This is a genomic window from Burkholderia sp. BCC1638 (assembly GCF_902833195.1).
In the GTDB taxonomy this organism is placed as follows: Bacteria; Pseudomonadota; Gammaproteobacteria; order Burkholderiales; family Burkholderiaceae; genus Burkholderia; species Burkholderia diffusa.
In genome coordinates this window covers 49,780-69,340 of record NZ_CADFEC010000010.1, presented here as the reverse complement: position 1 = coordinate 69,340, position 19,561 = coordinate 49,780, and the positions used below count along the sequence as shown (strand labels likewise).

Here is a 19,561-nt window from a genome sequence, read left to right as displayed (position 1 = left end):
ATACTCCATTGAAATCGTGCTGACCGGTGCAGACAAGCCGGCGTTACTCGTAATTGCTGAAGCGGGACATCGGCGGCGGCGCGGACGGCAGCGGCGTGTAGCCCGGCACCCCGGCGCGGAATGCGGCCACGAGACCGTTGTCGACGCTCGACAGCCCCTTCAACGTCAGCTGCATCATGACTCGCGTCGACGAATTCTGTTGCCCCGACGTGTTCACGCCGTTCGCGTACCGCTGGACACCGACTCCGAGCGCCCAGCAATCCGCGTCGTATTGTAAGCCGAGCAGACCGTCGACGACCCGGTCGGCGGCCAGGTCGTAGTTGAAGCGGCCGATCGCATACAGGCGGCGCGTGAGCGGCCATTGCGCGGACACCAGGAACTGGTTGATCGGCTGGTTGTCGAGCGTCGTGTTCGCACGCGTATAGCGGTAGCCGACGTTGATCACGCGGCGCTCGCCCGGGCTGAAACCGAAACCGACGCTCGACTTCACGAGCTGGTTGTTGTTCTGGTTGTACTGGAACGCCGTCTCCGACATGAAGCCGGAGCCGAGTTTCAGCGCGGCGCCGACGATCAGGTCCGAGTGGCGCGCCAGCACGGCGCTCTGCCCGGAATTCAGCGTGACGCGCTGGTCGGCGAAATAGTACTGCTGCGCGACCACGAAGCGCGCGCGTTCGTCGCCCGTGCGCGGATCGATGAAGCGCGACGTCAGGCCGGCCGTGATCCGGTTCGCGTCCGCGATCCGGTCGTTGCCGACGAACGTGTTCGGCTGGTAGATCTCCGCGAGGCCGAAGTCCGATTCCGCGGTGTCGAACAGCGGCGCGTTCGACTGGTCGCGATACGGCGTGTACACGTAGTACAGACGCGGCTCGAGGGTCTGGATGAAGTCCTGGCCGAACAGGCGCACCGAGCGGTCGAAGATCAGGCCCGTGTCGAAGCTCACGGTCGGGATCGATTCGGTGAAGTGCTTCGGGTTGTTCGGCGTGCGCGACGACAAGTGGTTCAGGTCGTACGACGCAAAGTGATACTGGACCTTCGGCACGACGAAGTAGCCGGGGCCATACACGCCGTATGCGATGTACGGGTTGAAGACGATGCGGTCGCCTTCGGTCGCGTCGGCGGTCGTGATGCGGAACCGCGAATAGTCGGCTTCCGCGCCGAAGTCGAAGCCGCCGACGTTGTACTTCGTGTACTTCACGTTCAACTGCGGTTCGCGGCTGTACGGCGCGATCGACGGCGGCAGCGTCTGCCAGTGCTGGTAGCGCGCAAGCACCGACCACGGGCCGTTGTTGTACGTGAGCCCGGCTTCCTGCTGGTACAGCGTCTGCGTCCCGTTGACGAACTGGTTCATCGACCCAAGGTCTTCGGGATACGTGTTGTCCGAGACCTTGTTGTAGTAGACGTAACCGCCGAAACCGCCGCCGAAGTTCTGCTGGTGCTGCCAGTAGATCGCATAGCGGTCGCGGTGCGCGAGCCGGTCGTCGGGCAGGTAATTGGCCGTAAACGTGCCCGAATACGACGGCGACAGATAGCGGAACGTCGCTTCGGTCTGCACGCCGCGCCGCGAGATGATGCGCGGCGTGATCGTCAGGTCGCGGTTCGGCGCGATGTTGAAGTAGTACGGCAGCGTCAGCTCGAACCCGTTGTTCGAGTTCATCGAGAACGTCGGCGGCAAGAGGCCGCTGCGCCGCTCGCCCGACAGCGGGAACGTCATCCACGGGCTCGCGAAGATCGGCACGCCCTGGAAGAACAGCACGCCGTTGCGCGCTGTGCCTTCATCGGCGCCCGTGTCGAAGTCGAAACGGCTGCCCTTGATGTACCACGCGGGGTTCGTCGAGCACTGGCACGCGGTGTAGGTGCCGTTGACGAACACCGAGCGCTCGCTGTCGAGCAGGTCGACGCGCTCCGCGCTGCCGGACCCGCCCGTCACGTTGAAGTGGTACTTCGGCGCCGTCATGAAGCCCTGGTTCGCCTCGACCTTCAGATGCGCCTCAGGGCCCGCGAACGACGTGCCGCCGTTGACTACCTTGACCTGGCCGTACGCATCGGCCATGTCGGTATCCTGATCGTAGTGGATCGCGTCGGCCTTCACGACCGCGTCGCCGCGGCGCAGCTCGGCCGAGCCCTTCGCGGCGAGGTCCTGATCGGCCGTGCCGCTCGTATGGTCGGCAATCACGAAGGTGGCCGGCTTCGCGCCGTCCTTCAGCGGATGATCCTCGAGCTGCGGGGCGAGACGCAGGTCCCACGGCGAGTCGAGCGGCTGCGGCTGCGCGGCCGCGCCCGACAGCTGCGCGTACGACACGGCCGGCACGAGGCCGGGCACGGCCAGTAGCGCGAGCGCGAGCCGCCGTTTGCGCGGCGCCCCGTCACCGGGGAAGACATTCGGGAATAGCGGTTTGGGCGGCATCTATCGTTTGGCGAATCGCCCCTTGTCAACCGCACCTGCACGGCACATTCGCGCGCGGCGGGCCGCGCCGTCGCACCGCGACTGCGGCTGAGCGCAAACCGGGGAGGCGATCGGGCGGACGGCGCGACAGGCGGCGAGCCTGCACGGCGGAAGCTGACGCGGGGCGCGTCAAAAAAGTCGTGGGGTATTATATGGCAAGACGTTCCCCCCTCCGCCGAGTTTCATGACACCCCCATCCGCCGCATCCCAGCCCGACGCCCGCCTCGACGCACTGACCGCGTGGCTGCGCCCGCTCGCCGAGCGCTTCGCCCTCGACCTGTCGACCCTCGCACCCGCGTCGTCGGACGCCAGTTTCCGCCGCTATTTCCGGGTCGCGTCGGCCACGCGCCCCGGCGGCTCGCTGGTCGCGGTCGACGCGCCGCCGCCCGAGAAGTGTCGCGAATTCGTTCAGGTCGCGCAGTTGCTCGCCGCGGCCGGCGACCACGTGCCGGACGTGCTGGCCCACGATTTCGACGCGGGCTTCATGCTCGTGACCGACCTCGGCCGCACGTCGTACATCTCGGTGCTCGATCCGGCCGACCCGGTCGCGGCGCGCCCGTTGATGCGCGACGCGCTCGACGCGCTGATCCGCTTCCAGCTGAGCTCGAAGCCCGACGTGCTGCCGCCGTTCGACGAGGCATTCCTGCGCCGCGAGATGGAGCTGCTGCCCGAATGGTTCGTCGGCCGGCACCTCGGCAAGCCCGTCACCGACGCGATGCGCGGCACGCTCGACCGCACCTTCGCACTGCTGGTCGCGAGCGCCCATGCGCAGCCGCAGGGCTTCATGCTGCGCGATTTCATGCCGCGCAACCTGATGGTCTGCGAACCGAACCCGGGTGTGCTCGACTTCCAGGACGCCGTGTACGGGCCGCTGACGTACGACGTCGTGTCGCTGTTGCGCGACGCGTTCATCAGCTGGGACGAGGAGTTCGAGCTCGACTGCTTCGCGTATTACTGGGAAAAGGCCAAGAAGGCCGGCCTGCCGGTCGATCCGGACTTCGGCGAGTTCTACCGCCAGCTCGAGTGGATGGGGCTGCAGCGGCACATCAAGATCCTCGGCCTGTTCGCGCGGATCAACTACCGCGACGGCAAGCCGCATTACCTGAACGATCTGCCGCGCTTCCTCGCGTACGCGCGCAAGGTTGCGCTGCGCTACCGCCCGCTCGTGCCGTTCGCGAAGCTGCTCGACGAGCTCGAGGGCAAGGGCGCGGCCGACGTCGGCTATACGTTCTGACCGCCCTCACATTCAGCCGAACATGAGCACTACCCTGACCACGGCGATGATTTTCGCCGCCGGGCGCGGCGAGCGGATGCGCCCGCTGACCGACACCCGCCCGAAGCCGCTGCTCGAAGTCGGCGGCAAGCCGCTGATCGTCTGGCAGATCGAGGCGCTCGCGCGCGCGGGCATCGAAACGATCGTGATCAACCATGCGTGGCTCGGCGAACAGCTCGAGACAACGCTCGGCGACGGCTCGCGCTGGGGTGTGCGACTCGCGTATTCGGCCGAAGGCGACGCGCTGGAAACCGCCGGTGGCATCGCGCAGGCGTTGCCGCTGCTCGAGCACGACGGCCGGCCGACGGTGTTCGCGGCGGTCGCGGGCGACGTGTACTGCGCATTCGACTACCGGACGCTTGCCGCCCGCGCCGCGCGGATGGCCGCGCTCGACGCGCCCGCGATGCATCTCGTGATGGTGCCGAACCCGCCGTTCCACCCGGACGGCGATTTCGTGCTCCGCGACGACGGCCGGCTGGCGCTCGCCGGCGCCCCGCGCGTCACGTTCGGCAGCATCGGCGTGTACGACACGCGGATGTTCCGCGACATCGTGCCCGGCACGCACCGGCCGTTGACGCCGTATTTCAAGGCGACCATCGAGGCCGGCCGCGCGAGCGGTGAATTGTATGAAGGTATCTGGGAGAACGTCGGCACGCCTGGGCAGCTGGGCGAACTGGATGCGCGGCTGCGTGCCGCCGCAGGCTGAGCGTTTCGCGGCTGGCCATCGAGCCACAGGGCACGGCGGCCAAGGGCCCGCAAGGCCGATGACGGCCCGGCCGATCACCGGCAGGCCGCTCCTGAATCAAATGCCGAGCACGCTGCGCCGGAGCGCCCGGCCGTGACGGCGCAACGCCGCCCGATGCCGAACGGCCGGCGAACCGACCGTTCCCGCGCCGCCCGGCGCGGCATCCACGCTCACGCGGCCTCGGCCGCTTCCCCGCCCGCCGCCGCGCGCTGCTGCTGCAGCGCCCACATCTGCGCATACAGCCCGTCCGCGCGCACGAGTTCGTCGTGCGTGCCGCGCTCGACGATCCGCCCGTGGTCCATCACGAGAATCTGCTGCGCATGCACGACCGTCGACAGCCGGTGCGCGATCACGAGCGTCGTGCGGTGCCGCGCGATCTGGTCGAGTTCGTGCTGGATCGCGCGCTCCGAGCGCGAATCGAGCGCCGACGTCGCCTCGTCGAACAGCAGCACCGGCGGATCCTTCAACAGCGTGCGCGCAATCGCGACGCGCTGCTTCTCGCCGCCCGACAGCTTCAGCCCGCGCTCGCCGACCGGCGTGTCATAGCCCTTCGGCAAGCTCTCGATGAAGTCGTGGATGTGCGCGGCGCGCGCGGCCGCGATCACTTCGTCGCGGCTCGCGGTCGGCCTGCCGTACGCGATGTTGTAGTAGATCGAGTCGTTGAACAGCACGGTGTCCTGCGGCACGATCCCGATCGATGCACGCAGCGAGTCCTGCGTGACGTCGCGAATGTCCTGGCCGTCGATCCGGATCGCACCGCCCGCCTGCCGGTCGAGATCGTAGAAGCGGAACAGCAGCCGCGACAGCGTCGACTTGCCTGACCCGCTGTGACCGACCACCGCGGTCGTCGTGCCCGCGTCGATCGTAAACGTCACGTCGTGCAGGATCTGCCGCGACGCTTCGTACGCGAAGTTCACGTGCTCGAAGCGGACCTGCGCGCCGGCCACCGCGAGCGGTCGCGCGTCGGGCGCGTCCGCGACTTCCTTCGCGGCCGACAGCAGTCCGAACATGCGGTCCATGTCGGTGAGGCTCTGCTTCAGTTCGCGATACACGACGCCGAGAAAATTCAGCGGGATGTACAGCTGCAGCATGAACGTGTTGATCAGCACGAGATCGCCGAGCGTCAGCTTGCCGGCCAGCACGCCCTGCGTCGCGCGCCAAAGGATGAATACGAGCCCGGTGCCGATGATCGCCTGCTGGCCGAAGTTCAGCACCGACAGCGAATTCTGCGAGCGGATCGCGGCCTTGCGGTATCGCTTCAGGTTTTCGTCGTAGCGCTGCGCCTCCCACTCCTCGTTGCCGAAGTACTTCACCGTCTCGTAGTTGATCAGCGAATCGATCGCCCGCGAGTTCGCGCGCGAATCGAGTTCGTTCATCGTGCGGCGAAAGTGCGTGCGCCAGTTGGTGACCTTCACGGTGAACACGATGTACGTGACCAGCGCCGCGAACGTCACGTATGCGTAGTACGCCTCGTACTTGACCACGAAGAAGCCGAGCACGAGCCCGACCTCGACGAGCGTCGGCAGGATGCTGTACAGCGAATAGGAAATCAGTTGCTGGATGCCGCGCGTGCCGCGCTCGATGTCGCGCGACATGCCGCCTGTCTGGCGCTCGAGATGGAAGCGCAGCGACAACCCGTGCAGATGCCGAAACACCTGCAGCGCGAGCTGGCGCACCGCGCTCTCGGTAACCTTCGAGAACAGGATCTCGCGCAGCTCGGTGAAGAGCGACGTCGACAGCCGCACGAGCGCATAGGCGATGACCAGCAGGCCGACGCCGCCCGCGAGCACGATGCCGGCCGACTGCTCCGCGCGGCCGAGCGCGGTGAGTTGCTGCACCGCCGACAGATGATCGACGATGCGCTTCATCACGACCGGCACGCCGAGGTTCGCGACCTTCGCGCCGATCAGGCAGCCGAGCGCGAGCGCGACGCGCCATTTGTAGGTGGCCAGGTACGGCAGCAGCGACCGGATGGTCTGCCAGTCGTTGCGAGGCCCGGTCTGAGCCGGCGCGGGCTCGCCGGAAGCGGAATATCGGCGCATGGGGGAAGGATCGGCGGCGGCGCGGCACGCGTTGCGATGGCGGCCGGCTCGCCCGCTTTCTCGTACAATTTGCGAACGTTGTATTGTCGCAGAAGCCGCTACGCGCCGCTGCCGGCGGCCTCGCCGGCTGGCCTGCGCGCGGCGGCGCATTTATTACAGGATGAAAGCCCCCGCCATGACCGATTCGACCCTCGAACTTCCGCAAAAGCAGCCCGCGCTGCGCGTCGTCCCGCAACCGCACGACGCAAACGTCCACGGCGACGTGTTCGGCGGCTGGATCATGTCGCAGGTCGACATCGCCGGCTCGATCCCCGCGAGCCAGCGCGCGAACGGCCGCGTCGCGACGGTCGCGGTCAATTCGTTCGTGTTCAAGCAGCCGGTGTTCGTCGGCGATTTGCTGAGCTTCTACGCCACCATCATGCGCACCGGCAACACGTCGGTGACGGTCGACGTCGAGGTGTACGCGCAGCGCATGCGCCTGATGGGCGAAATCGTGAAGGTCACCGAAGCAACGCTCACCTACGTCGCGACCGGCCCCGACCGCAAGCCGCGGCCACTGCCGCCGCTCTGATCGGCGCGCGCCGCGCTGCGGTGCCGCACGCGGCCCGTCAGTGCGTGGCCGTCAGCCCGAACTCCCGCATCGCGGGCAGGAAGTCGTGATTGAGCTTCGGCTTGCGCGACAGCTTCATCAGCACGTAGCGCTGGAACGGCGCGAGCCGCTGCCACTGCGCAAGCGCGGGCGCCGGCAGCCCGGCCAGCGCGCTCTGCTGCACGAGCGCGTCCGGCACCGAATCGGTCGCTCGCCAGCTCGGCTGCTCGTCGGGCTGGAACCACGATGGTTCGAGGTCGGCGTGCGTGCGCAGCATTTCGAACAGCGCGTGATCGAAATTGGGCTCGATCGCGGTGTCGTCGTCGGCCGGGAAGCGTGCGAGCAGCTTGCGGTCCTCGAGCGGCAGCAGCTGCCATTGCTCCAGTGAAATCCGCAGACCGAATCGGTCGAGATTGAAACGCACGATCATCGGGATGTACGTCAGGTTTTCCGACGAATCGTGTTCGAAATTGAATAGCAGCGGAGCGTCGCTGAGTCCCATGGTCGTTACCTGAGTGGCGGATGCCGGCGCGGCCGGCCTGCCTGAGGTATTTTAGAACCTCTGCGCGCGAGCGGCGGACACGATCGTCGCCACCCTGCCTCGAATCAACGGGAGTGCTTGTGAAACCGACTGAAACAGAAGAACCGCGCGGCGCGATCGAGCTGTCCGTGCGCCGCACGCGCGGCGGCGCCGTCGAAACCGCGCACGATTACGTCGGCCAGGAATGGCCGGTCGCGCTGGTCTTCAACGGCATCTCGCACGCGGTGATGATGTGCACGCCGCGCGACCTCGAGGCGTTCGCGGTCGGCTTCGCGATCTCGGAAGGGATCGTCGAACGCGGCAGCGACATCAAGGACATCGAGGTGATCCTCCACGCCGATGCATCGCTGCCGCACGCGGAGGTGCATCTGGAGGTCGTCCAGCAGGCTTTCGCCGCGCTGAAGGACCGTCGCCGCGCGCTCGCGGGGCGTACCGGCTGCGGCGTGTGCGGGATCGAGAGCATCGACCTGCTCGACCTCGCGCCAGAACGGGTGCCCGACACCGGCTTTCTCCCGCGCCTCGCGCCCGACGCGCTCGCCCGCGCGGCCCACGCGCTGCCGGTGCACCAGGCGCTCACGCAACTCACCGGCGGCCTGCACGCGGCCGCGTGGTGCGACGCAACAGGCGCGATCCAGATGGCGTTCGAGGATGTCGGCCGCCACAACGCGCTCGACAAGCTGATCGGCTCGCTCGTGCTGTCGCGCGCCGACGCGACCGACGGCTTCGTGTTCCTGTCGAGCCGCGCGAGCTACGAGCTCGTGCGCAAGTCGGCGCGGGTCGGAATCCCGATGGTCGCGACGATCTCCGCGCCGTCGTCGCTCGCGATCGAGATCGCGAAGGCGGCCGGCCTGCGGCTGGTCTGCTTCTGCCGCGAAACCGGCCACGTCGATTACGGCACGGCCTGATGCCGGCCGCCCGGCCGCTGCGTCAGTCGAACTGACGGAAATCCGGCTTGCGCTTCTCGAAGAACGCGGTCATCGCCTCGCGGGCTTCCGGCGCGCGCAGCATCGCGGAGAAGTGGCCGGCTTCCTCGTTCATCCGCGCGGCAACGGCCACCCCGCCCGTCTCCTTCAGCAACGCCTTCGTCACGCGCAGCGACGACGCCGGCAGCGCCGCGAGCTTCGCGGCCTGCTTCGCCGCGAATGCGTCGAGCTCAGCGGCCGGCAGCACGCGGTTGACGATGCCGATGCGGTGCGCTTCCAGCGCGTCGAACGCTTCGCCGAGCAGCAGCTTTTCAGCGGCGACCTGATGGCCGGCCAGGCGCGGCAGCAGCACGCTCGATGCGGCTTCAGGGCACAGCCCGAGCTGCGCGAACGGCAGCGAGAATGCCGCGGTGTCGGCCGCGTAGACGAGATCGCAGTGCAGCAGCATCGTCACGCCGACACCAACCGCGATGCCCGGCACCGCGGCGACGATCGGCTTGGTCGCGCCGCTGATCCGCGCGAGAAACTGGAATACCGACGCGTTCTCGTCCTTCGGCGGCGCCTTCAGGAAATCCTCGAGATCGTTCCCCGCGCTGAAGTTGCCGTCGCTGCCGCGCAGCAGAATCACGCGGATCGCCTTGTCTTCCTGCGCGTCGGCGAGCGCATCGGCCATCGTCTGGTACATCGCCGCCGTCAGCGCGTTCTTCTTCGCCGGGCGCGCGATCGTGATCGTCATCACGCCGTCGGCGCGTTCCACTTGAATTTCGGCCACAACCGTCTCCTTTGACTTTCCTCTTCCGGAATGAAAAACGGTGCGCAAGCTCGTGGCTCGCGCACCGTGATCGCTACTGTCCCGCTCCGCTTACAGGCGTTCGATGATGCCCGCCGCACCCATGCCGGTGCCGACGCACATCGTGACCATCCCGTACTTCAGGTTGCGGCGGCGCAGGCCGTGCACGACGGTCGCCGCGCGGATCGCGCCGGTCGCGCCGAGCGGGTGGCCGAGCGCGATCGCGCCGCCGACCGGGTTGACCTTCGACGGGTCGAGGCCGAGATCGCGGATCACCGCCAGCGACTGCGCGGCGAATGCCTCGTTCAGCTCGATCCAGTCGAGATCGTCCTGCTTCAGGCCCGCGGCCTTCAGCGCGGCCGGGATCGCTTCCTTCGGGCCGATGCCCATGATTTCCGGCGGCACGCCACGCACCGCGAAGCTCACGAAGCGCGCGAGCGGCGTCAGGTTGAATTCCTTGAGCACCTTCTCCGACACGACCAGCAGCGCGCCCGCGCCGTCCGACGTCTGCGAGCTGTTGCCGGCCGTGACCGAGCCCTTGTTCGCGAACACCGTGCGCAGCTTCGCGAGGCCTTCGAGCGACGTGTCCGCGCGCGGACCTTCGTCGAGCGCGATCTCGCGCGTCTTCACGTCGACTTCGCCCGTCGCGAGGTTCGGGAAACGCTCGGTGATCGTGTATGCGGAGATTTCGTCGCCGAATTCGCCGGCCTGCTGCGCGGCGAGCGCCTTGCGGTGCGACTCGACCGAGAATGCGTCCTGGTCTTCGCGGCTCACCTTCCACTGCTCGGCGACGCGCTCGGCCGTCAGGCCCATCCCGTATGCAATGCCGAAATCCTCGCTGCGATCGAAGATGTGCGGCGACATCGACGGCTTGTTGCCCATCATCGGCACCATGCTCATCGATTCGCAGCCGCCCGCGAGCAGCGCGTCCGATTCGCCGACGCGGATGCGGTCCGCCGCCATCGCCAGCGCCGTGATGCCCGACGCGCAGAAGCGGTTGACCGTCACGCCGCCGACCGTCTGCGGCAGGCCCGCGAGCAGCGCGCCCATGCGGGCGACGTTCAGGCCCTGCTCGGCTTCCGGAATCGCGCAGCCGATGATCGCGTCCTCGATCACCTTCGTGTCGAGGCCGGGCACCTGCGCGACCGCCGACCTGATCGCGTGAACCAGCAGCTCGTCGGGGCGCGTGTTCTTGAAGACACCGCGCGGGGCCTTGCCGATCGGGGTGCGGCTGGCGGCGACGATGTATGCGTCTTGCAGTTGTTTGCTCATTTGAAGCTCCTTATCCGCTCGCTCAGTTACGCACCGGCTTGCCGGTCTGCAACATGCCCATGATCCGTTCCTGCGTCTTCTGCGTGCCGAGCAGCTCGACGAACGCGCGGCGCTCGAGCGCGAGCAGCCACTGCTCGTCGACGAGGCTGCCGGCTTCGACGTCGCCGCCGCACACGGCTTCGGCGATGCGGCTCGCGATCAGGTAGTCGTGGTCGCTGATGAAGCGGCCGTCACGCATGTTGACGAGCGACGCCTTGATCGTCGCGATCGCCGAGCGGCCCGCGACCGGCACGTCCTTCGCACGCAGCGGCGCACGGTAGCCGACGGCCGCCAGCGCGCGTGCTTCCTTCTTCGCGGTGTCGAGCAGCTCGAACACGTTGAAGATGATCGTGTCGGACGGCTTCAGGTAGCCCATCGCGCGTGCATCGTGCGCCGACGACGATACCTTCGCCATCGCCGCGTTCTCGAACGACTTCGTGACGAACTTCAGGATGTCGGTGGTCGCGTTCGCGGCCGTTGCCGCATCCGCCGCGCGCAGCGCCGCTTCCTTCAGGCCGCCGCCCGCCGGCACGAGGCCGACGCCGACTTCGACGAGACCGATGTAGCTCTCGACGTGCACGACACGCTTCGCGCTGTGCAGCATCAGCTCGCACCCGCCGCCGAGCGCGATGCCCGACACGGCCGCGACGACCGGCACGTTCGCGTACTTCACGCGCAGCATGCCTTCCTGGAACTTCTTCACGAACGGCTCGATGCCCTTCGCGCCGCCCATCATGAACGCGGGCATCGCCTCTTCGAGGTTCGCACCGGCCGAGAACGGGCCGCCCGGCGTGCCGAGCTTCAGCGACGTCGGCTGCCAGATCACCACGCCCTTGTAGTCCTTCTCCGCGAGTTCGATCGCCTGCACGAGGCCGTCGATCACGCTCGGTCCGATCGTGTTCATCTTCGACTTGAACGACACGATCACGACGTCGTCCTCGCCTGCGCGATCGTCGACCCACGCACGCACCGCGTCGGTTTCGAACAGCGTCTTGCCGTACGTCTTCGGGTCGGCGCCGGCTTCGCCGACGAGCGGCGCGCGGAACACCTGCTTGCCGTAGACCGCGAGGTCCGAACGCGGCACGAAACGCTGCGCAGCCGGCGCCCACGAGCCTTCGGCCGTGTGCACGCCGCCCTTCTCCGCAACCGCGCCTTCGAGCACCCACGACGGCAGCGGCACGTTCGCGAGCGCCTTGCCGGCCGCGATGTCTTCCTGCACCCACTCGGCGACCTGCTTCCAGCCGGCAGCCTGCCAGCCTTCGAACGGGCCTTCGTTCCAGCCGAAGCCCCAGCGGATCGCGAGGTCGACGTCACGCGCGTTGTCGGCGATCGACTCGAGATGCACGCCGATGTAATGGAACACGTCACGGAAGATCGACCACAGGAACTGCGCATGCGGATGGTCCGTCTCGCGCAGCAGCTTCAGGCGTTCCGCCGGCGGGCGCTTCAGGATGCGGCCGACGGTTTCATCCGCCTTCGCGCCCGAATCGACGTACGTGCCCGTCTTCGCGTCGAGCACCTTGATCGCCTTGCCTTCCTTCTTGTAGAAGCCGCCGCCCGTCTTCTGGCCGAGCGCGCCCTGCTTCACCAGTTCGGCGAGCACGGCAGGCGTCTGGTAGACCGGGAAGAACGGATCGTCGGCGAGGTTGTCCTGCATCGTCTTGATCACGTGCGCCATCGTGTCGAGGCCGACCACGTCCGCGGTGCGGAACGTCGCCGACTTCGCGCGGCCGAGGCGGCTGCCCGTCAGGTCGTCGACTTCGTCGAAGCGCAGGCCGAACTTCGCGGCCTCGGTGATCACCGCGAGGATCGAGAAGATGCCGACGCGGTTCGCGATGAAGTTCGGCGTGTCCTTCGCGCGCACGACGCCCTTGCCGACGATGCTCGTCAGGAAGGTCTCGAGCTGGTCGAGGATCTCCGGACGCGTGTGCGCGGTCGGGATCAGCTCAACGAGGTGCATGTAGCGCGGCGGGTTGAAGAAGTGCACGCCGCAGAAGCGCGACTTCAGCTCGTCCGAGAAACCTTCGGACAGCTTCGTGATCGACAGTCCCGACGTGTTGGTCGCGAAGATCGCGTTCGGTGCGATGTGCGGCGCGACCTTCTTGTACAGGTCGTGCTTCCAGTCCATCCGCTCGGCGATCGCCTCGATCACGACGTCGCACTCGGCGAGCTTCGCGATGTCGTCTTCGTAGTTCGCGGCTTCGAGGTATTTCGCGTCGTCCTTCACGCCGAACGGCGCGGGCGACAGCTTCTTCAGATTCTCGATCGCCTTCAGCGCGATCGCGTTTTTCGGGCCTTCCTTGGCCGGCAGGTCGAACAGCAGCACCGGCACGCGCGCGTTGACGAGGTGCGCGGCGATCTGCGCGCCCATCACGCCGGCGCCCAGCACGGCGACCTTGCGAATCAGGAAATTGCTCACGGGATGTCTCCGGATAATGTCGTGCAGCGCGGGTTGTGAGGGCTGCACGGCGAAGTGAGTACCAGGAACCGTTGCGTTCGGGCGGCGCGCGGCGCGCACCGCCCGGACTCGCGTCAGAACAGCGATTCGTCGACTTCCATCAGCGTCTTCGAGCCGGCGCGCGCGGCGCGGATCGTCGCCGCCGTCTCGGGCAGCAGGCGTGCGAAATAGAAGCGTGCGGTCGCGAGCTTCGACTTGTAGAACGGATCGCCCGACGCTTCCTTGTCGAGTGCGAGACGCGCCATGCGCGCCCAGAAGTACGAGAACACGAGATGGCCGACGGTGCGCAGGTACGGCACGGCGGCAGCGCCGACTTCGTCCGGGTTCTGCATCGCCTTCATGCCGATTTCCATCGTCAGCTTCTGCACCTTGTCGCCGATGTCGGCGAGCGGGTTGATGAACTCGGCCATCTCCGGCTTCACGCCTTCGGCTTCCGCGAATTCGGTGACGAGCTTGCCGAACTTCTTCAGCTTCGCGCCCATGTCGCCGAGCACCTTGCGGCCCAGCAGGTCGAGCGACTGGATCGAGTTCGTGCCTTCGTAGATCATGTTGATCCGCGCGTCGCGCACGTACTGCTCCATGCCCCACTCGGAGATGAAGCCGTGGCCGCCGTAGATCTGCATTGCGTGGTTGGTCGACTCGAACGCGTTGTCGGTCAGGAACGCCTTGATGATCGGCGTGAGCAGCGCGACGAGGTCGGCCGCTTCCTTGCGCACCGCTTCGTCACCGTGCGACAGCTCCTTGTCGATCTGCAGCGCGGACCAGTACGTGAATGCGCGCGCGCCTTCCGCGTAGGCCTTCTGCGTGAGCAGCATGCGGCGCACGTCCGGGTGCACGATGATCGGGTCGGCCGGCTTGTCCGGTGCCTTCGGGCCCGTCAGCGAGCGCATCTGCAGGCGCTCCTTCGCGTACGTCAGCGAGTTCTGGTACGCGACTTCCGTGAGGCCCAGGCCCTGCATGCCGACGCCCAGGCGCGCGGCGTTCATCATCACGAACATTGCGTTGAGGCCCTTGTTCGGCTCGCCGACCATCCAGCCCTTCGCGTTGTCGAGGTTCATCACGCACGTCGAATTGCCGTGGATGCCCATCTTGTGTTCGATCGAGCCGCACTTGATGCCGTTGCGCTCGCCCGGCTCGCCCGCGGCGTCCGGAACGAACTTCGGCACGATGAACAGCGAGATCCCCTTCGTGCCTTGCGGCGCGTCCGGCAGGCGCGCGAGCACGAGGTGGACGATGTTCTTCGACATGTCGTGCTCGCCGCTCGAGATGAAGATCTTCGTGCCGCTGATCGAGTACGAGCCGTCGCCGTTCGGTTCGGCCTTGGTGCGCAGGATGCCGAGGTCGGTGCCGCAGTGCGGCTCGGTCAGGCACATCGTGCCCGTCCATTCGCCCGACACGAGCTTCGGCAGATACTGCTTCTGGAGTTCCGGCGCGCCGTGCGCGTGCAGGCATTCGTAGGCGCCGTGCGACAGGCCCGGATACATCGTCCATGCCTGGTTCGCCGAATTAAGCATTTCGTAGAGCGCGTTGTTCACGAACGCGGGCAGGCCCTGGCCGCCGTAGTCCGGATCGCAGCCGAGCGCCGGCCAGCCTGCCTCGACGTACTGCCGATACGCTTCCTTGAAGCCGGTCGGGGTCTTCACGACGCCGTCGCCTTCATACGTGCAGCCTTCACGGTCGCCGACCTGGTTCAGCGGGAACAGTACCTCGGAGCAGAACTTGCCCGCCTCCTCGAGGACCTGGTTGATCGTGTCGGCGTCGAGGTCCGCGTGCCGCGGCATTTGCTTGACCTCGGCTTCGACGTTCAGAAGCTCGTGCAACACGAATTGCATGTCGCGCAGCGGCGCGGCGTACTGTCCCATGACTCTCTCCAAAGGTGGGCAAAACGGCTCGAGCTCCCGGCGGGCGGATCACGCGCCGCTAACGGCTCTCGCTCTGATACGAAACGATCGTCTTTTCCAGCGCGGCCCACGTGAGGCGCACGGCATCCGGCGAATGCAGGAATCGTGCGTCGTGATGCAGGCCGAGCGTGAAGCTGTACAACTCGAAGAGCATCAGGTCCGGATCCGTATCCGCACGCAGATGGCCTTCTTCCTTCGCCTGCGAAATGGCACGCAGCATCGCAGCACGCCAGGCCGTCACGCTCGCGATCAACTGCTCGCGCACGGGGCTGTCAGGCCGGTCGTCGTACTCGACGGCGCCGCTGATGTAGATGCATCCGGTCGTCACCTCCTGGATGCGCTTCTCCGTCCAGCGGGCCAGCATCGCCCGAAGGCGCGGCAAGCCTCGCGGCTCGCGCAGGCTCGGAAAGAACACCTCGTTTTCGAAACGATGGTGATACTCGCGAACGACCTCGACCTGCAGGTCTTCGCGCGATCCGAAGTGCGCGAACACACCACTCTTGCTCATCTGCATGCGCTCGGCCAGCAGGCCGATCGTCAGCCCCTCCAGCCCGTCACGGCTGGCGAGGTCCAAAGCAGCTTCGAGTATCGCGGCACGCGTCTGTTCGCCTTTTCGCATAGCTATTTCTGTAACCGTTCGGGGGTTCAAATAAAATCGAACGGCCGTACTATTATTGAGTGCGGCCGCTCGCGAAACAAGGAAATTATTAGAAACCGGTGTCTAACCGAGCCGCTATTTTGCGCGATTCCGGCGGGACCGGAGCGGCTTTTCCGCACGAACGTGCGGACAGATTTTTGAAGCGGATGCTTAGTCCGTGTCAGTCGTAACCACCGACCGTCAGCGCCTTCATCACGATGCGGTACGTGTTGTATGCGAGCCAGTTCAGCATGCGCTCGATGCGCGGCCGCGCGGCATACCGGGCAGCGTCGATTTCACGGCCTTCGGTGAAGGCGGCCGCGATCGCGTCGCGCAGTTCGTTGGTGACCGCATCGTAGCGCACCAGCACGACATTCGCCTCATTGTTCAGCATCAGGCTCAGCGCGTCGAGGTTCGACGAGCCGACGGTCGCCCAGTTGTCGTCGATCACCGCGACCTTGCCGTGCAGGATCGTCTTGTCGTATTCCGCCACGCGCACGCCCGCGCGCAGCAGCGCGTGATACAGGAACGGCACGGCCGTATCGAGCGCCGTGAACTCGTTGCGGCCGATCAGGATCCGCACGTCGACGCCGCGGCGAGCGGCGCCCGTCAGCGCGCGGCGCAGCTTGCGGCCCGGCATGAAATACGGATTCGCGAGCAGGATCCGCTGGCGCGCCTGGCCGATCGCGGCGAGATACGCCTTCTCGATCGCGCGGCGGTTCACGACGTTGTCGCGCGCGACGAACGCGACGCTCGGCTCCGTCACGACCCGCAGCGCACCGGCCTTTATCCACCGGTGGCTGCGCATCCAGCGCCGGAACATGTCCGGGAACGCCTCGCCGCCGTGCAGCCCGGCCGCGTACTGCGCGTACGGCTTGTGGCCGAACTGGATGCGGTGCCACTGCAGCTCGAACGCGGCGCGCACGTCCGACACCGCCGGCCCGGCCATCTCGACCGCGAAATCCCAGCGCGGGAACGGCAGCGTCGCGCTGCCCTGCGCGTAGTCGTCGACGATGTTGATGCCGCCGCAGAACGCGACCGCATGATCGATCACCGCGAGCTTGCGGTGCGTGCGCGAGAAGCCGAAGCGGCCGAACAGGTAGCGGTTGTAGATGCAGTGCTCGACACCGGCCTCGGCCCACGTATCGAACAGCGGCAGGCGCGCGGTTCCGACGCCGTCGGTGATCACGCGCACGCGCACGCCGCGCTGCGCCGCGCGAATCAGCGCATCCGACACCGGGCGGCCGGCCGCGTCGTCGCAGAAGATGTAGGTTTCGAGCATCACCTGCTCGCGTGCTGCATCGATCCGTTCGATCAGCGCGTGGAAGAATTCGCTGCCGGTCTCGCAGAGCCGCACCGTGTTGCCGGCCGTGAACGCGAGCCGCGACGCGGAGCCGCGCTCCTGCAGGAACATCTGCCGCAATTGCGCGAAGCGCTTGCGGGTTTCCGCATTCATGCGGACGAGCCGTGCGACGCCCGCGCGAGCGACACGCGCACGGGCAATTGCAGGATCGCCTCGGCGTTCGACGGCGAGAAGCAGCGCGCGGCCGCTTCGCGGTACGGCAACCACGCGTGGTCGACATGCTCGCGCGGCGACAACGTCACGTCGACGCGGCGCGGCACACACAGGCCGAACCAGTGCTCGACGTTGCGCGTGACGCCCGGCGCATAGCGATGCAGGTATTGCGGATAGATGTTGTATTCGATCCGGTGGTGCCAGTCGATCAGCGCGGTGGCCGGCACGTCGTGCGACCCGACCGAGATGCCGGTTTCCTCGGCGACTTCGCGCGCGGCCGTGAGCGCGAGCGGCTCGTCGAGCGCGTCCTTCGATCCGGTCACCGATTGCCAGAAATCGGGCTGGTCGGCACGCTTGATCACCAGCACGTCGAGTTCGGGCGTATAGATCACGACGAGAACGGATTCGGGGATTTTCGGCGGCTTCGTCATCTTTGTTTCATGCGGCACAGGGCCGGGCGCCGGGCCTGTGCCGGAACGTGCGGCAAGTGCTGCGACTGTACCGCAAAAAACGAAAAAGGCGCACCACGGCGCCTTTTTCGCTGGATGTCGTGCACGCGTTGCCGCGCACACGACCTGTGGCACGCGTCACGCCTTCGGCTGTTCCGGCTGACGCAGACGGATGTGCAGCTCGCGCAGTTGACGCTCGTCGACCGGGCTCGGCGCCTGCGTGAGCAGATCCTGCGCACGCTGCGTCTTCGGGAACGCGATCACGTCGCGGATCGAGTCGGCGCCGGCCATCATCGTGACGATGCGGTCGAGGCCGAATGCGATACCACCATGCGGCGGCGCGCCATACTGCAGCGCGTCCAGCAGGAAGCCGAACTTCAGTTGCGCTTCTTCCGCGCCGATCTTCAGCGCGCGGAACACCTTGCTCTGCACTTCCTCACGGTGGATACGCACCGAGCCGCCACCGATTTCCCAGCCGTTCAGCACCATGTCGTACGCCTTCGCGAGACAACGGCCCGGATCGGTCTCGAGGTACTCGAGGTGCTCGTCCTTCGGGCTGGTGAACGGGTGGTGCGCGGCGACGTAGCGCGCATCTTCGTCGTCGTATTCGAACATCGGGAAGTCGACGACCCACAGCGGCTTCCAGCCGGCCTGGACGAGGCCGTTCGCCTTGCCGAATTCCGAATGACCGATCTTCAGGCGCAGTGCGCCGAGGCTGTCGTTGACGACCTTCGCGCGGTCGGCCGCGAAGAAGATGATGTCGCCGTCTTCAGCGCCGGTGCGCTCGAGGATCGCCGCGATCGACGCGTCATGCAGGTTCTTGACGATCGGGCTTTGCAGGCCGTCGCGGCCCTTCGCCTTCTCGTTGACCTTGATCCATGCGAGGCCCTTCGCGCCGTAGATGCGCACGAATTCCGTGTAACCGTCGATGTCGCCGCGCGACAGCTCGCCACCCTTCGGCACGCGCAGCGCCGCGACACGGCCGTCCTTCGCGTTGGCCGGCGTGCTGAACACCTTGAAGTCGACATCCTTCATCGCGTCGGTCAGCTCGGTGAATTCGAGCTGCACGCGCAGGTCCGGCTTGTCCGAACCGAAACGCGCCATCGCTTCCGAGTACGGCATCACCGGGAATTTCGCGTCGAGTTCGACGTCGATCGTCGTCTTGAAGATGTGACGGATCATGTCTTCGAACAGGTCGCGGATTTCCTGCTCGCCGAGGAACGACGTCTCGCAGTCGATCTGCGTGAATTCCGGCTGACGATCGGCACGGAGGTCCTCGTCGCGGAAGCACTTGGTGATCTGGTAGTAACGGTCGAAGTTCGCGACCATCAGCAACTGCTTGAACAGCTGCGGCGACTGCGGCAGCGCGAAGAACTGGCCCGCGTTCACGCGCGACGGCACGAGGTAGTCGCGGGCACCTTCCGGCGTGCTCTTCGTCAGCATCGGCGTTTCGATGTCGATGAAGCCCTGCTCGTCGAGGTACTTGCGTGCTTCGATCGCGACGCGGTAGCGCAGGCGCAGGTTGTGCTGCATCTGCGGACGGCGCAGGTCGAGCACGCGGTGCGTGAGACGCGTCGTTTCCGACAGGTTGTCGTCGTCGAGCTGGAACGGCGGCGTGACCGACGCGTTCAGCACGTTCAGTTCGTGACACAGCACTTCGATCTTACCGCTCTTCAGGCCGGCGTTGACCGTGCCGTCCGGACGGTTGCGTACGAGGCCCTTGATCTGCACGCAGAACTCGTTGCGCACGCCTTCGGCGGTCGCGAACATTTCCGCGCGATCCGGGTCGCACACCACCTGCACGAGGCCTTCACGATCGCGCAGGTCGATGAAGATCACACCGCCGTGATCGCGGCGGCGCTGCACCCAGCCGCACAGCGACACGGTTTGGCCCAGCAGGTGTTCGGTCACGAGACCGCAGTATTCAGTACGCATCGACATGA

The 19,561-nt window shown here is 66.7% G+C and carries 15 protein-coding genes; 4 read left to right on the top strand and 11 right to left on the bottom strand.

Translation table 11 applies throughout. The features are described 5' to 3' along the window. Nucleotides 1–43: 43 nt before the first annotated feature. Complete coding sequence (locus tag HWX22_RS14255) at nt 44–2,404, bottom strand: LPS-assembly protein LptD (RefSeq protein WP_059820382.1); 2,361 nt, start codon at nt 2,402–2,404, stop codon at nt 44–46. 223 nt (nt 2,405–2,627) lie between these two features. On the opposite strand from HWX22_RS14255, the gene HWX22_RS14250 reads away from it, so the two are divergent. Continuing rightward, entirely contained in the window at nt 2,628–3,677 is a 1,050-nt protein-coding gene (locus tag HWX22_RS14250; RefSeq protein ID WP_059820383.1) for a phosphotransferase, read from the top strand. A 22-nt stretch (nt 3,678–3,699) separates the two neighbouring features. Continuing rightward, nucleotides 3,700–4,422, top strand: a complete 723-nt coding sequence (murU, locus tag HWX22_RS14245; RefSeq protein WP_175915863.1) for an N-acetylmuramate alpha-1-phosphate uridylyltransferase MurU — start codon at nt 3,700–3,702, stop codon at nt 4,420–4,422. Between the two features lie 209 nt (nt 4,423–4,631). On the opposite strand, the gene HWX22_RS14240 is transcribed toward murU, so the two are convergent. Then, a complete protein-coding gene (locus HWX22_RS14240; RefSeq protein ID WP_059528167.1) occupies nt 4,632–6,503 on the bottom strand; it encodes an ABC transporter ATP-binding protein/permease in 1,872 nt (623 codons plus the stop codon). 175 nt (nt 6,504–6,678) lie between these two features. Here HWX22_RS14240 and HWX22_RS14235 point away from each other — a divergent pair, with 175 nt between their 5' ends. Then, on the top strand, nt 6,679–7,074 hold the full coding sequence (locus HWX22_RS14235; RefSeq protein ID WP_059528170.1) for an acyl-CoA thioesterase: 396 nt from the start codon (nt 6,679–6,681) through the stop codon (nt 7,072–7,074). Nucleotides 7,075–7,111: 37 nt separating this feature from the next. Here HWX22_RS14235 and HWX22_RS14230 read toward each other — a convergent pair whose 3' ends face one another. After that, nucleotides 7,112–7,594, bottom strand: a complete 483-nt coding sequence (locus HWX22_RS14230; protein WP_059528173.1) for a nitrate reductase associated protein — start codon at nt 7,592–7,594, stop codon at nt 7,112–7,114. A gap of 119 nt (nt 7,595–7,713) precedes the next feature. On the opposite strand from HWX22_RS14230, the gene fdhD reads away from it, so the two are divergent. Then, nucleotides 7,714–8,538 (top strand): formate dehydrogenase accessory sulfurtransferase FdhD, encoded by an 825-nt coding sequence (gene fdhD, locus HWX22_RS14225; protein WP_175915862.1) that lies wholly within the window; start codon nt 7,714–7,716, stop codon nt 8,536–8,538. A 22-nt stretch (nt 8,539–8,560) separates the two neighbouring features. On the opposite strand, the gene HWX22_RS14220 is transcribed toward fdhD, so the two are convergent. The 8 genes from HWX22_RS14220 to aspS all read right to left on the bottom strand — a co-directional run bounded on the left by HWX22_RS14220 (nt 8,561) and on the right by aspS (nt 19,559). Beyond that, on the bottom strand, nt 8,561–9,328 hold the full coding sequence (locus tag HWX22_RS14220) for an enoyl-CoA hydratase (RefSeq protein ID WP_059820386.1): 768 nt from the start codon (nt 9,326–9,328) through the stop codon (nt 8,561–8,563). A gap of 90 nt (nt 9,329–9,418) precedes the next feature. Continuing rightward, nucleotides 9,419–10,618, bottom strand: a complete 1,200-nt coding sequence (locus HWX22_RS14215; protein WP_059820387.1) for an acetyl-CoA C-acyltransferase — start codon at nt 10,616–10,618, stop codon at nt 9,419–9,421. A gap of 22 nt (nt 10,619–10,640) precedes the next feature. Further along, nucleotides 10,641–13,076, bottom strand: coding sequence for a 3-hydroxyacyl-CoA dehydrogenase/enoyl-CoA hydratase family protein (locus tag HWX22_RS14210; RefSeq protein WP_175915861.1), 2,436 nt, complete (start codon nt 13,074–13,076; stop codon nt 10,641–10,643). 113 nt (nt 13,077–13,189) lie between these two features. Continuing rightward, a complete protein-coding gene (locus HWX22_RS14205; RefSeq protein ID WP_059690653.1) occupies nt 13,190–14,977 on the bottom strand; it encodes an acyl-CoA dehydrogenase C-terminal domain-containing protein in 1,788 nt (595 codons plus the stop codon). Between the two features lie 58 nt (nt 14,978–15,035). After that, on the bottom strand, nt 15,036–15,635 hold the full coding sequence (locus HWX22_RS14200; RefSeq protein WP_006751498.1) for a TetR/AcrR family transcriptional regulator: 600 nt from the start codon (nt 15,633–15,635) through the stop codon (nt 15,036–15,038). Between the two features lie 199 nt (nt 15,636–15,834). Continuing rightward, nucleotides 15,835–17,109 (bottom strand): cardiolipin synthase ClsB, encoded by a 1,275-nt coding sequence (gene clsB, locus HWX22_RS14195; protein WP_175910659.1) that lies wholly within the window; start codon nt 17,107–17,109, stop codon nt 15,835–15,837. Then, the gene (gene nudB / locus HWX22_RS14190; protein WP_175915860.1) at nt 17,106–17,600 is read right to left on the bottom strand and encodes a dihydroneopterin triphosphate diphosphatase; all 495 of its coding nucleotides are present in this window, start codon (nt 17,598–17,600) and stop codon (nt 17,106–17,108) included. Before nudB ends, clsB begins: the two co-directional genes overlap by 4 nt. Nucleotides 17,601–17,756: 156 nt before the next feature. After that, a complete protein-coding gene (aspS, locus tag HWX22_RS14185; protein WP_059820390.1) occupies nt 17,757–19,559 on the bottom strand; it encodes an aspartate--tRNA ligase in 1,803 nt (600 codons plus the stop codon). Nucleotides 19,560–19,561: the final 2 nt, after the last annotated feature.

Coding starts and splice junctions, on each gene's coding strand:
- HWX22_RS14255 (WP_059820382.1), bottom strand. CDS start 2,404: ATGCCGCCCAAACCGCTATTCCCGAATGTCTTCCCCGGTGACGGGGCG.
- clsB (WP_175910659.1), bottom strand. CDS start 17,109: ATGAATGCGGAAACCCGCAAGCGCTTCGCGCAATTGCGGCAGATGTTC.
- aspS (WP_059820390.1), bottom strand. CDS start 19,559: ATGTCGATGCGTACTGAATACTGCGGTCTCGTGACCGAACACCTGCTG.
- HWX22_RS14235 (WP_059528170.1), top strand. CDS start 6,679: ATGACCGATTCGACCCTCGAACTTCCGCAAAAGCAGCCCGCGCTGCGC.
- HWX22_RS14200 (WP_006751498.1), bottom strand. CDS start 15,635: ATGCGAAAAGGCGAACAGACGCGTGCCGCGATACTCGAAGCTGCTTTG.
- HWX22_RS14230 (WP_059528173.1), bottom strand. CDS start 7,594: ATGGGACTCAGCGACGCTCCGCTGCTATTCAATTTCGAACACGATTCG.
- nudB (WP_175915860.1), bottom strand. CDS start 17,600: ATGACGAAGCCGCCGAAAATCCCCGAATCCGTTCTCGTCGTGATCTAT.
- HWX22_RS14240 (WP_059528167.1), bottom strand. CDS start 6,503: ATGCGCCGATATTCCGCTTCCGGCGAGCCCGCGCCGGCTCAGACCGGG.
- HWX22_RS14205 (WP_059690653.1), bottom strand. CDS start 14,977: ATGGGACAGTACGCCGCGCCGCTGCGCGACATGCAATTCGTGTTGCAC.
- murU (WP_175915863.1), top strand. CDS start 3,700: ATGAGCACTACCCTGACCACGGCGATGATTTTCGCCGCCGGGCGCGGC.
- HWX22_RS14250 (WP_059820383.1), top strand. CDS start 2,628: ATGACACCCCCATCCGCCGCATCCCAGCCCGACGCCCGCCTCGACGCA.
- HWX22_RS14215 (WP_059820387.1), bottom strand. CDS start 10,618: ATGAGCAAACAACTGCAAGACGCATACATCGTCGCCGCCAGCCGCACC.